Source organism: Streptomyces sp. NPDC026500 (assembly GCF_055567635.1).
The window spans coordinates 624635-636511 of sequence record NZ_JBVHQB010000001.1; the positions used below are offsets into that span (position 1 = coordinate 624635).

General features: G+C 70.5%; 12 protein-coding genes. 6 read left to right on the forward strand and 6 right to left on the reverse strand.

Features of this window, described 5'->3' with window-relative positions:
* Positions 1–53: 53 nt before the first annotated feature.
* Positions 54–545, reverse strand: coding sequence for an inorganic diphosphatase (locus tag ACZ4N5_RS02775; RefSeq protein ID WP_210578029.1), 492 nt, complete (start codon positions 543–545; stop codon positions 54–56).
* Between the two features lie 79 nt (positions 546–624).
* Here ACZ4N5_RS02775 and dacB point away from each other — a divergent pair, with 79 nt between their 5' ends.
* The 6 genes from dacB (at position 625) to folE (ending at position 8543) form a co-directional block, all read left to right on the forward strand.
* Positions 625–2181 carry a D-alanyl-D-alanine carboxypeptidase/D-alanyl-D-alanine endopeptidase gene (dacB, locus tag ACZ4N5_RS02780; protein WP_467755320.1) on the forward strand — a complete coding sequence of 519 codons (1557 nt, stop codon included), beginning with the start codon at positions 625–627 and terminating at the stop codon, positions 2179–2181.
* 149 nt (positions 2182–2330) lie between these two features.
* On the forward strand, positions 2331–3479 hold the full coding sequence (locus ACZ4N5_RS02785) for a zinc-dependent metalloprotease (protein WP_467755321.1): 1149 nt from the start codon (positions 2331–2333) through the stop codon (positions 3477–3479).
* 192 nt (positions 3480–3671) lie between these two features.
* Positions 3672–4835, forward strand: a complete 1164-nt coding sequence (gene tilS / locus ACZ4N5_RS02790; protein ID WP_467755322.1) for a tRNA lysidine(34) synthetase TilS — start codon at positions 3672–3674, stop codon at positions 4833–4835.
* Positions 4836–5004: 169 nt separating this feature from the next.
* Complete coding sequence (hpt, locus tag ACZ4N5_RS02795; RefSeq protein WP_261704688.1) at positions 5005–5565, forward strand: hypoxanthine phosphoribosyltransferase; 561 nt, start codon at positions 5005–5007, stop codon at positions 5563–5565.
* Positions 5566–5764: 199 nt separating this feature from the next.
* Positions 5765–7792 (forward strand): ATP-dependent zinc metalloprotease FtsH, encoded by a 2028-nt coding sequence (ftsH, locus tag ACZ4N5_RS02800; protein ID WP_467755398.1) that lies wholly within the window; start codon positions 5765–5767, stop codon positions 7790–7792.
* A gap of 145 nt (positions 7793–7937) precedes the next feature.
* Positions 7938–8543 (forward strand): GTP cyclohydrolase I FolE, encoded by a 606-nt coding sequence (gene folE, locus ACZ4N5_RS02805; protein WP_326721525.1) that lies wholly within the window; start codon positions 7938–7940, stop codon positions 8541–8543.
* 14 nt (positions 8544–8557) lie between these two features.
* On the opposite strand, the gene ACZ4N5_RS02810 is transcribed toward folE, so the two are convergent.
* The 5 genes from ACZ4N5_RS02810 to folP form a co-directional block, all read right to left on the reverse strand.
* Positions 8558–9046, reverse strand: a complete 489-nt coding sequence (locus ACZ4N5_RS02810) for a DUF3180 domain-containing protein (protein WP_261704685.1) — start codon at positions 9044–9046, stop codon at positions 8558–8560.
* 73 nt (positions 9047–9119) lie between these two features.
* On the reverse strand, positions 9120–9731 hold the full coding sequence (gene folK / locus ACZ4N5_RS02815; RefSeq protein WP_467755323.1) for a 2-amino-4-hydroxy-6-hydroxymethyldihydropteridine diphosphokinase: 612 nt from the start codon (positions 9729–9731) through the stop codon (positions 9120–9122).
* Positions 9728–10087, reverse strand: coding sequence for a dihydroneopterin aldolase (gene folB, locus ACZ4N5_RS02820; RefSeq protein ID WP_355842688.1), 360 nt, complete (start codon positions 10085–10087; stop codon positions 9728–9730). Before folB ends, folK begins: the two co-directional genes overlap by 4 nt.
* A gap of 247 nt (positions 10088–10334) precedes the next feature.
* Positions 10335–10829 carry a nuclear transport factor 2 family protein gene (locus ACZ4N5_RS02825; RefSeq protein WP_467755324.1) on the reverse strand — a complete coding sequence of 165 codons (495 nt, stop codon included), beginning with the start codon at positions 10827–10829 and terminating at the stop codon, positions 10335–10337.
* Positions 10826–11737 (reverse strand): dihydropteroate synthase, encoded by a 912-nt coding sequence (folP, locus tag ACZ4N5_RS02830; RefSeq protein ID WP_467755325.1) that lies wholly within the window; start codon positions 11735–11737, stop codon positions 10826–10828. The genes ACZ4N5_RS02825 and folP overlap by 4 nt, the downstream gene beginning before the upstream one ends.
* Positions 11738–11877 lie beyond the last annotated feature (140 nt).

Below are 11877 nucleotides of genomic sequence, written 5' to 3' on the forward strand. Positions count from 1 at the left end.
GATCACGCGGCCCGTTCGGAAGCGGGGGAGGTCATCGACCGCCCACGGGGAGGTCAGTGACCGCCCGAGTCCTTGAAGCGCTTGTAGGAACGCTCGATCTCGGCCTCGGCCTCGGTGCGGCCGACCCAGTCGGCGCCCTCGACGGACTTGCCGGGCTCCAGGTCCTTGTAGACCTCGAAGAAGTGCTGGATCTCCAGGCGGTCGAACTCCGACACGTGGTGGATGTCGCGCAGGTGCTCCACACGCGGGTCGTGCGCCGGGACGCACAGCAGCTTGTCGTCGCCGCCGGCCTCGTCCGTCATACGGAACATGCCGATCGCGCGGCACTGGATGAGGCAACCCGGGAAGGTCGGCTCGTCCAGGATGACCAGGGCGTCCAGCGGGTCGCCGTCCTCGCCGAGAGTGTTCTCGACGAAGCCGTAGTCGGCCGGGTAGCTGGTCGAGGTGAAGAGTCGACGGTCCAGACGGATCCGACCGGTCTCGTGGTCCACCTCGTACTTGTTCCGTGAACCCTTCGGAATCTCGATCGTGACGTCGAACTCCACCGGTGGCTCCTCCATGATCAGCACATAGTTCTGGTGGTTAAGTGTCCCTCACGCAGGTGGGTGATCGCGAAAGGGGCTGGTGGTCGTGCCAGAGCTGAGGGCTTGGCGGGCTGCGAGACCGCATGTGGTGCGGATCGCACGGACGGTGAAACCGCATGTGGCGCGGGTCACCCAAGCCGTGCGGCCCCGTGCCGTGCGGTGGACGACACCGCAGCTCACAGCCGTCGCAGCCACCGTGGGCCTGGCCCTGGCGGCCGGGGCGGTGGCCGTGGCCGGTCCCTGGGACTCCACCGGCCAGCGTACGGCCGAGCGGGACTGGGCCGCATCGCGGGCGCCCGAGGGTGGCACAGATCACGCACGTAAATCCGGTACGCCCCGAACGTCACCCCGGCCCGCCCCCAGCGCCGCCTCCGTACTGACCGGACTCGGCGGCTCGGCGAGCGCCGTGCCCGCGCCCGCCGAGAAGGCACTCGCGGGCGTCCTCGACCCGCTGCTGGCCAACCCGGTCCTCGGCGCGGTGCGCACCGCCGTCGTGGTCGACGTGGCGACCGGCAAGCGGCTCTACGGCAAGGGCGCCGACCTGGTCCAGACGCCGGCCTCCACCACGAAGATCGCCACCGCTGTCGCCGCCCTCACGGCGTCGGGCCCCGACCACCGCATCGTGACGCGTACGGTCCTGGAGCCCGACACCAAGGAGCTCGTGCTCGTCGGCGGCGGCGACCCGACGCTGACGGCCCGCAAGCCCGCGGACGGCTGGGCGGACCTGAGCACCCTCGCCGAGGAGACGGCCACCGCCCTGAAGGCCCGTCACATGAACCACGTGACGCTCTCCTACGACACCTCGCTCTACTCCGGCCCCGGCCTTCACCCCATCGGAGTCAACGAGAACATCGCGAAGGTCACCGCCCTGATGGCCGACGAGGGCCGCCTGGACGACACGACCAGCGGACCGGCCGGGCGCGCCCTGGACCCGGCGGCGGACGCCGCGCGCACATTCGCGGACCTGCTCCACGACCACGGCATCACCACGACCTCGCCCGGCCCCTCGAAGGCGACGAGCCGCTCCCAGGCCCTCGCCTCCGTCTCCTCCCCGCCGCTGTCCGCCCTGGTCGAGCGGATGCTGACCAACAGTGACAACGACATCGCGGAGGCCCTGGCCCGCCAGGTCGCCCTCGCCACCGGCGAGGAACCCAGTTTCGACGGCGACGCGAAGGCGATCCGCGCCCAGCTGAAGAAGCTCGGACTCCCGCTGTCCGGGGCGCGGTTCGCGGACGGCAGCGGCCTGAACCGCGCCGACAAGCTCTCCGCCGACCTGCTCACCGCTCTGCTGGCCAAGGCGGGAGACCCGGCCCACCCCGAACTCCGTTCGGTCCTCACCGGCCTGCCCGTCGCCGGTTTCACCGGCACCCTCAGCACCCGCTACACCGACGCCCCCACCGCCACCGGCGTCGTCCGCGCCAAGACCGGCACCCTGACCGGCGTCAACACCCTCGCCGGCACCGTCGTCGACAAGGACGGCCGTCTGCTGGCCTTCGCGTTCCTGACCTCCGACGCCGCACACCCCCCGAACCCCCTGGAGGCGCGCGCCGCGCTGGACCACACGGCGACGGCCCTGGTGGCGTGCGGCTGCCACTAGGACCTGTCCGACGATCGACAGGGCCCCGAACGGACACCTTCGGACCCGCCCGACCCGTGGGCACCAGAAGCACCACCAGCCCCTCGGCCGGGGCGCATCCGGCGCCGTACCCCTAACCGCAGCCGGACCCGCTCACGTACGGTTGACGCATGACGAGCATCGGTGGTGCTGCATCTACTGGGATGGTCGACTGGAATCTCGCGGTGGCGACCGCGACCCGGCTCGTACGGCCGGGACCCGAGGTGAGCCGCGACGAGGCCAGGGCCATCGTCGCGGAGCTGCGCCGACACGCGAAGGCCTCGGAGGACCATGTCCGGGGCTTTACTCGTATGGGTGACGACATCGTCCACGACACCCCCGTCCTCGTAGTCGACCGTCCCGGCTGGGTCCGGGCGAACGTCGCCGGGTTCCGGGAGATCCTCAAGCCCCTTCTGGACAAGATGCAGGAACGGCGCGGGAACACCCCCGGCGGAGCCGTCCTCGGCGCCGTCGGCGGCAAGGTCACCGGCGTCGAGCTGGGCATGCTGCTGTCGTTCCTGTCGTCGAGGGTCCTCGGGCAGTACGAGACGTTCGCGCCCGCGACCAGGGACCTGCCCGCGGGGGCGCCCTCCGGCTCGGGCAACGGCGGCGGCCGGCTGCTGCTGGTCGCCCCGAACATCGTGCACGTGGAGCGCGAACTCGACGTCCAGCCCCACGACTTCCGTCTGTGGGTGTGCCTCCACGAGGAGACTCACCGCACCCAGTTCACGGCCGTGCCCTGGCTGCGCGACCACCTGGAGGGCGAAATCCAGTCGTTCTTGGCGGAGACCGAGGTCGACCCCATGACCGTCCTGGAACGCATCAGGGAGGCCGCCCAGTCGCTCTCCGGCTCCCGCCCCGACACCGAGGAGGACGACGGCGGACGTTCCCTCGTGGAAATCGTGCAGACGCCCGCCCAGCGGGAGATCCTCGGCCGGCTCACCGCCGTGATGTCCCTCCTGGAGGGACACGCCGACTTCGTGATGGACGGCGTAGGGCCCGCCGTGGTCCCCTCCGTCGCCGAGATCCGCGAGAAATTCCAGCAGCGCCGCGCCAAGGGCGCCTCCCGCCTCGACCTGGCCCTGCGCAAACTGCTCGGCCTGGACGCCAAGCTCAGGCAGTACAGGGACGGCGAGCGGTTCGTACGGGCGGTCGTCGGCGAGGTCGGCATGGACGGCTTCAACCGTGTGTGGACCTCTCCGAACACTCTCCCGACCAAGGCGGAGATCGCCAAACCGGCGGACTGGGTCGCGCGGGTGCACCGCAAGGCGGAGTCGTGAACCCTACGGGACGGTCGTGAAACGAATCCGGCCGATGGCAGGCAAACGCCCCTGCTATCACCCGTCCGAGGGACCGTGGAGCATGGGTAGGCGTGCAATGCTCGGGGAACGCCCCGGTTCTGTCACCATCGACACACTCTGAGTGACCGATCCCGGGCTAACCCCCCGAAAACTTCATGAAGGGAACCGGACATGGGTCCCCATCCTGCGGTCGCGGCGATACGCCTGGCGGTCCGCCGCGTACTCCACGACATCCTCACCGACCAACCGCCCGCCCCCGACACCCGGCGTACGCCCGTACGCGGTGCCGTGCGCCCCTGCGCGCCCGACGCGGAGCGCGTCCCCGCCCCCGGAACACGGCGCAGCGTGACCGCGCCCGCACGGGCCCCGCACGACCAGCCTCCCGCGAGCTCCCGGCCCCGGCCGGGCGAGGACGGTGCCCCGGCGCCGCTCGTGCTCGTCGCCTGCTCCGGCGGCGCCGACTCCATGGCGCTCGCCTCCGCCCTCGCCTTCGAAGCCCCCAAACTCGGCATCCGCGCCGGTGGCATCACCGTGGACCACGGTCTGCAGCCCGGCTCCGACCTGCGCGCCGACGAAGTCGTGCTGCGCCTCACCGAGCTGGGGCTCGCCCCTGCCGAGTCCATCGCCGTCACCGTCGGCCGCGACGGAGGCCCAGAGGCCGCCGCCCGCGACGCCCGGTACGCCGCCCTCGACTCAGCCGCCGAGCGCCACGGCGCCTCCGCGATCCTCCTCGGCCACACCCGCGACGATCAGGCAGAGACGGTCCTGCTCGGCCTCGCCCGCGGCTCCGGCATCCGCTCACTGTCCGGAATGGCCGCGGTCTCGGGGGCCGACGGCCGTTACCGCCGCCCCTTCCTGCACCTGGACCGGCAGACCGCCCGCAAGGCGTGCATGGTCCAGTCGCTGCCCGTCTGGGACGACCCGCACAACGCCGATCCGGCCTACACCCGCTCCCGGCTCCGCCACGAGGGCCTGCCGGCCCTGGAGAAGGCACTCGGCAAAGGAGTCGTCGAGGCACTCGCCCGTACGGCCCAGCTCTCCCGGGACGATGCCGACGCCCTCGACGCGTGGGCCAGTCAGGCGGAGGCGTCCGTACGCGACGCGGCCGGCCTCCTGGAGTGCGCCAAGCTCTACGCCCTGCCACCCGCCGTACGCCGCCGCATCCTGCGCCGCGCGGCCATCGAGGCGGGCGCTCCGGCCGGTTCGCTGTTCGCCCGCCACATCGAGGAAATCGACCGGCTGATCACCGGATGGCGCGGTCAGGGGGCCATCAATCTCCCGGGCAAAGTCGTCGCTCAGCGCCAGGGTGGCAGACTGGTGATTCGGCAAGGCTGAAACCGGACCCTGCACCGGGGCCGCTCACGCGGCTCCCCGGGACCCCTTCACTCGGGTCGCGGGCGGTCCGAGCGGCCGCGCGGGTGAGCCGAACGGGACCGCCGCCAGTGAACACGGGCGCCCTGTAGGTGAACGAGCCCAAAAAAAGTGGGACGGACGACCGAAAGTGATGCGGGTGGACGCGAAAGACATGGGCACCGACCTCAAGTCGGTGCTCATCACCAAGGAAGAGATCGACGCGAAGCTGGTTGAGCTGGCCGCGAAGATCGACGCGGAGTACGCGGGCAAGGACCTGCTGATCGTCGGAGTGCTCAAGGGCGCCGTGATGGTCATGGCGGACCTCGCGCGTGCGCTGTCCACCCCCGTCACCATGGACTGGATGGCCGTGTCGTCGTACGGCGCGGGCACCCAGTCCTCCGGCGTGGTGCGGATCCTCAAGGACCTGGACACCGACATCAAGGGCAAGCACGTCCTGATCGTCGAGGACATCATCGACTCCGGGCTGACCCTGTCCTGGCTGATCTCCAACCTCGGCTCCCGCGAGCCCGCCTCGCTCAAGGTGTGCACGCTGCTGCGCAAGCCGGACGCGGCCAAGGTCGCGATCGACGTGGAGTGGGTCGGCTTCGACATCCCGAACGAGTTCGTCATCGGGTACGGCCTGGACTACGCCGAGAAGTACCGGAACCTCCCGTTCGTCGGTACGCTCGCGCCTCACGTCTACGGCGGCTGAGCGCCCTCTTCCTGAGGACGGCTCAGTCCTTCCAGGACGTTCGGGAACCCCAGCGGGTTTCGCGCCGTTGGAGCATGCGTGGACGGGATTGCCAGCAGTCCCCTGCGGCTTCGGGTGACAATGCTGGGGTACCGTCCGAAGAACAGTCTTTATCAAACTCACTATGGCAGGAGGGACGGGGCGGCACCGCTCCGTATGGATGGACGTGAAGCGATACTTCCGTGGGCCGGTCATGTGGATCGTGCTGGCCGTCCTTGCCGTGGTCGTGTTGATGCAGGTCGTCGGTTCGTCCGGCGGCTACAAGACGGTGGACACCGGCCAGGTCGTCCGGGCGATCAACGACAACAAGGCCCAGTCAGCCAAGATCACCACTGGCGACGAGCAGGTCATCAAGGTCTCGCTGAAGGACGGCGAGAAGGTTGACGGCAGCTCGAAGATCCAGGCGAGCTACATCGGCGACCAGGGCGTGGCCCTGGCCAACACACTGCAGGACAAGTACCAGAACAAGCAGATTCCGGACGGCTACACCGTCTCGCCGTCCAAGCAGAACCCCTTCGTGGGCATCCTGCTGTCTCTGCTTCCCTTCGTCCTCATCGTCGTCGTCTTCCTGTTCCTGATGAACCAGATGCAGGGTGGCGGCTCCCGGGTCATGAACTTCGGGAAGTCCAAGGCGAAGCTCATCACCAAGGACACCCCGAAGACGACGTTCTCGGACGTCGCGGGCTCGGACGAGGCCGTCGAGGAGCTCCAGGAGATCAAGGAGTTCCTCCAGGAGCCGGCGAAGTTCCAGGCCGTCGGCGCGAAGATCCCCAAGGGCGTCCTGCTGTACGGGCCTCCTGGTACGGGCAAGACGCTCCTCGCTCGCGCCGTCGCGGGCGAAGCCGGCGTTCCCTTCTACTCGATCTCGGGTTCCGACTTCGTCGAGATGTTCGTCGGTGTCGGTGCCTCCCGAGTCCGTGACCTGTTCGAGCAGGCCAAGGCGAACGCTCCGGCGATCGTCTTCGTCGACGAGATCGACGCGGTCGGCCGCCATCGCGGCGCCGGCCTCGGCGGTGGTCACGACGAGCGCGAGCAGACCCTCAACCAGCTGCTCGTCGAGATGGACGGCTTCGACGTGAAGGGCGGCGTCATCCTGATCGCCGCCACGAACCGGCCCGACATCCTCGACCCGGCCCTCCTGCGCCCCGGCCGCTTCGACCGCCAGATCGCGGTCGACCGCCCGGACATGCAGGGCCGTCTGGAGATCCTCAAGGTTCACCAGAAGGGCAAGCCGGTCGCTCCGGACGTCGACCTCTCCGCAGTGTCGCGCCGGACTCCCGGCTTCACGGGCGCCGACCTGGCGAACGTGCTGAACGAGGCGGCGCTGCTCACCGCGCGCAGCAACCGGAAGCTGATCGACAACTCCATGCTGGACGAGGCGATCGACCGCGTGGTCGCGGGCCCGCAGAAGCGGACCAGGATCATGTCGGACAAGGAGAAGAAGATCACCGCGTACCACGAGGGCGGACACGCCCTGGTCGCGGCGGCTTCTCCGAACTCCGACCCGGTCCACAAGATCACGATCCTGTCGCGCGGCCGTGCCCTCGGCTACACGATGGTCCTGCCGGACGAGGACAAGTACTCCACCACGCGCAACGAGATGCTGGACCAGCTCGCGTACATGCTGGGCGGCCGCGCTGCCGAGGAGCTCGTCTTCCACGACCCGACCACGGGTGCCGCGAACGACATCGAGAAGGCCACGGCCACCGCTCGCGCGATGGTCACGCAGTACGGCATGACCGAGCGTCTCGGCGCGATCAAGTTCGGCGGCGACAACACCGAGCCCTTCCTGGGCCGGGAGATGTCGCACCCGCGCGACTACTCGGAAGAGGTCGCCGCGCTCGTCGACGAAGAGGTCAAGAAGCTCATCGAGAACGCGCACAACGAGGCCTGGGAAATCCTGGTCGAGAACCGCGACGTCCTCGACGCGCTGGTGCTCCAGCTGCTGGAGAAGGAGACGCTGAGCAAGGAGCAGATCGCCGAGGTCTTCGCTCCCATCGTCAAGCGCCCGGCCCGCCCCGCGTGGACCGGCTCCTCCCGTCGCACGCCGTCCACCCGCCCGCCGGTGCTCTCCCCCAAGGAGCTGTCACTGACGAACGGGGCGAACGGCTCGGCGGCGGCCATCGCCGCCGCGACGGAGTCCGTCCCGGCGACGGAGGCGGCCCCGGAGGACCGCACCGAGAGCTGACATCGCTCGGCTCCGGGCGGCCTCACCAGGCCCGGAATGGATGCCGCGCCCCCCAGGTTCTAGCCTGGGGGGCGCGGCATTTTCGTGTGCCCGCACCTTTTGGACGCGTCGAGGCACGCACAGGATCCACAGGAACGAGGACCAGATGACCGACCCCGTGACGCTCGACGGTGAGGGCGTGATCGGCGAGTTCGACGAGAAGCGTGCCGAGAACGCCGTACGAGAGCTTCTGATCGCGGTCGGCGAGGACCCGGACCGCGAGGGCCTCAGGGAGACGCCGGGGCGGGTGGCGCGGGCGTACAGGGAGATATTCGCGGGCCTGTGGCAGCAGCCGGAGGACGTGCTGACGACGACGTTCGACCTGGGCCACGACGAGATGGTCCTGGTGAAGGACATCGAAGTGTTCAGCACCTGTGAACATCACCTGGTCCCCTTCAGGGGCGTCGCACACGTCGGCTACATCCCGGCCACCAGCGGCAAGATCACCGGCCTGTCCAAGCTGGCCCGCCTCGTCGACGTCTACGCCCGGCGTCCCCAGGTGCAGGAGCGGCTGACGACGCAGATCGCCGACTCCCTGATGGAGATCCTGGAGCCGCGCGGCGTGATCGTGGTCGTCGAGTGCGAGCACATGTGCATGTCCATGCGCGGCATCCGCAAGCCGGGCGCGAAGACCATCACGTCGGCGGTGCGCGGACAGCTGCGCGACGCCGCGACGCGCAACGAGGCGATGAGCCTCATCATGGCCCGCTAGGGCCTGTCTGCGGGCTAAGCCACCGGAGCGGCCCCGCCGTGGTGTTCGTCGTCGTCCTCCGGGAGCTTGCAGACGCGCTCCAGGAAGAAGGCGGCCGCTATCACGCCGATCCCGGCGATGACGGAGAGGCCGGCGTAGATGGCCTGGTCGCGGCGGGCGGGGACCTCCAGCGATTCCAGGAGGAAGACGCCGGTGCCGCCGTACATACCCGCCACCAGGGCGGCCACCAGGGCGCTCGCCTGGCCGAAGACGACCGCGCGGGCGGCCATCAGCGGATCGACGCCCTTGGCGCCGGGGCGGCGCTCGCGCTGCGCCTTGAGACGGGCGCGCAGCGACAGGGCCGTCGCCAGGAGGACGATCGCGATCAGGGCGAGGACGATGGGCGCGGCCAGCGGGACCCGGGGCAGCGTGCCCACCGCGTTCCACAGGCGGGCGCCCGCCCAGGACAGCACTCCGGCCACCACGAACACGGCGGCCAGTGTCCTGATACGCAGCTCTTTCACGTTGCCCCTTCGGTAGCCCGCCTGCGGCCGGGCCCCGTGTCGGGCCGGCCGGTGGTCGTCTTGACCTTAACGACTACTCGGGCAGCCGGAGTTCCAGGTCGGCGCGGGCCGCGACACCGTCGCACGTGAGCGTGGCGAGGAGCTGGGCGACGGCGCCGTGGCCGGGGAGCTGTGCCTCGGGATCCACGTCGTGCCAGGGGGCGAGGACGAAGGCCCGCTCGTGGGCGCGCGGGTGAGGGAGGGTCAGCACCGGGTCGTCGGAGACGACATCGGCGTACGCCACGATGTCCACGTCGATCGTGCGCGGGCCCCAGCGCTCGTCCCGTACCCGGTGGAAGGCCTCCTCGACGGCGTGCGCCCGCTCCAGGAGCGAGGACGGGGGGAGGGTGGTCCTGAGCACCACGACCGCGTTGAAGTACGAGGGCTGGCTGCCCGGTTCGACGCCCCACGGCTCCGTCTCGTAGACGGGGGAGACCGCTTTGACCCGGACGCCCGGGGTGTCCTCCAGGGCGTCGATGGCGCCCTGGAGGGTCTCCAGACGGTTGCCCAGATTCGAACCGAGGGAGATCACCGCGCGCCGGGGGTTGGACAGGGTCGTGTCGGCGGCGTCCACCTGCTCGACCACGGAGGCGGGCACCGGCTGGACGGTCGGGTCGCTCTGACTCTCGGTGAAGGACGCGGTCATACTCGGCTCCGGATGATCGTGACGGTGACGTCGTCGAAGGGGACCGTGATGGGCGCGTCCGGTTTGTGGACGCAGACCTCGACCTCCTGGACACCGTCGTGCTTGAGACACGTCTGGGCGATGCGCTCGGCGAGCGTCTCGATGAGATCGACCGGCTCGCCCTCGACCACGGCGACGACCTCTTCCGCCACGATGCCGTAGTGCACGGTCTTCGACAGGTCGTCGTCGGCCGCGGCCGGCCGGGTGTCCAGGCCCAGCGTCAGGTCCACGATGAAGGTCTGGCCCTCCTCGCGCTCCTTCTGGAAGACGCCGTGGTGCCCGCGGGCCTTGAGGCCGCGCAGCGCGACACGATCCACGCGAATCACTCCTGCAATCGTCGGTAACGGCCGTCATGCGCCGACCGCGGTCGGCGCACCGGCCTCAAACGAATCTACCTGCGGGCACTGACAACGCTCGCCCGCGGGGACGGGCGCCCCGGTGGAGGCAACGAGGCTTCACCGGGCGTTTCCCCTGGGGAACACGGCGGCTCACGGGTTGGTAGCCGCCCCTACCCCGGGCAGGCGATTCCAATCATCGGTTGGTCCCTGCGGGCCCTGCACCCACTCAACCGGCGGTGTCCTCGTCCTCTTCCTCGCCGGACTCGGCCAGCACGGGTGAAGCGTGGTGGGACCAGAGTTTCCAGCCGTCGGCGGTACGGCGGAACACGTTCGTGGCGACGACCAGCTGGCCGACGAGCGGGCCGAGCTCGTCGCCGCCTTCGGGCGCGGGGCCGCCGCTGAGGATGTTCTCGGTGCAGGTGACCAGGGCCGTGTCGCCGGACACGGAGACGCGCACGTCGGTCAGGAAGAACTGGATGTACTCCGTGTTCGCCATGATCAGCGCGTACGAGCGGAGAACCTCGCCGCGCCCGTTCAGGACGGGCCAGCCGGGGTGGACGCAGGAGACGACCGCGCCCTCGCCCTCGAAGTCGTCGTCGGACGTGTCGAGCGGGGCCAGCCACAGCGAGGACAGTTCCTCGAAGTCACCCCGCTCCATCGCCTCGTAGAACGCCGTGTTGGCGAGTTCGACCTGCTCGACGTCGGTACGCGGTGTGCTCACCGGGCTCCCTCTGCGGCCGGACCGCCGGCGGCACCCGATGCCCCGCCGGTCCGGGCACCCTCGACGGCGCGGGCGACCCGTACGGCGTCGGCGGTGGCCCTTACCTCGTGCACGCGGACCGCCCAGGCGCCCTGCTGGGCGGCGATCGCCGAGACGGCGGCGGTCGCGGCGTCGCGCTCGCGCGCGGGAGGCGGCGCGCCCTCGGGGCCGGCCAGGACGCGGCCGAGGAAACGCTTGCGGGAGGCGGCGACCAGCAGGGGGTGGCCGAGGGCGCGGAGGCGGTCGAGGTGGGCGAGGAGGGCCAGGTCGTGCTCGGGGTCCTTGGAGAAGCCGAGCCCGGGGTCGACGACGATGCGGTCGGGGGCGATGCCGCCCGCCAGAACGGCCTCCACGCGCGCGTGCAGTTCGTCGAGGACCTCGGAGACCACGTCCTCGTACGCCCCCTGGACGTTCCCGCCCGCCAGGAAGCCGCGCCAGTGCATGACCACGAAGGGGGCGCCCGCGGCCGCGACGGCCGGGATCATCGCCGGGTCCGCGAGCCCGCCGCTGACGTCGTTGACGAGGGCCGCGCCCGCGGCGAGGGACTGCTCGGCGACGGAGGCGCGCATGGTGTCCACGGAGACGGTGACGCCCTCGGAGGCGAGGCCGCGGACGACGGGGATGACGCGCTTGAGCTCCTCCGCCTCGTCGACGCGGGTGGCTCCGGGACGGGTGGACTCGCCGCCCACGTCCACGAGGTCGGCGCCCTCGGCGACCAGGCCGAGACCGTGCTTGACCGCGGCCGTCGTGTCGAACCAGCGGCCGCCGTCGGAGAAGGAATCGGGGGTGACGTTCACGACCCCCATGACCGCGCAGCGGTCCCATGTCGGCAGTCCCGCGACTCGGCCGCGCCCGCGCTCATTACTCATACGTCCAGCCTAGGCCTCCTGCGGGAGGCCTCACCGCCCCCTGCCGGTCTCCGTGGTTCCCGGTACGCGGGTGCGCGTCCCTCCCCGCCGGGGCCTCGCGCCGGGACCCTAGGCCGCGCCCGCCCGTTTCCGGCCCGCCG

Excerpts from the sequence above, each read along its gene's own strand:
- ACZ4N5_RS02785 (WP_467755321.1), top strand. The coding sequence starts at position 2,331 with ATGACGAGCATCGGTGGTGCTGCATCTACTGGGATGGTCGACTGGAAT.
- tilS (WP_467755322.1), top strand. The coding sequence starts at position 3,672 with ATGGGTCCCCATCCTGCGGTCGCGGCGATACGCCTGGCGGTCCGCCGC.
- hpt (WP_261704688.1), top strand. The coding sequence starts at position 5,005 with ATGCGGGTGGACGCGAAAGACATGGGCACCGACCTCAAGTCGGTGCTC.
- ftsH (WP_467755398.1), top strand. The coding sequence starts at position 5,765 with ATGGACGTGAAGCGATACTTCCGTGGGCCGGTCATGTGGATCGTGCTG.
- folE (WP_326721525.1), top strand. The coding sequence starts at position 7,938 with ATGACCGACCCCGTGACGCTCGACGGTGAGGGCGTGATCGGCGAGTTC.
- folK (WP_467755323.1), bottom strand. The coding sequence starts at position 9,731 with ATGACCGCGTCCTTCACCGAGAGTCAGAGCGACCCGACCGTCCAGCCG.
- folP (WP_467755325.1), bottom strand. The coding sequence starts at position 11,737 with ATGAGTAATGAGCGCGGGCGCGGCCGAGTCGCGGGACTGCCGACATGG.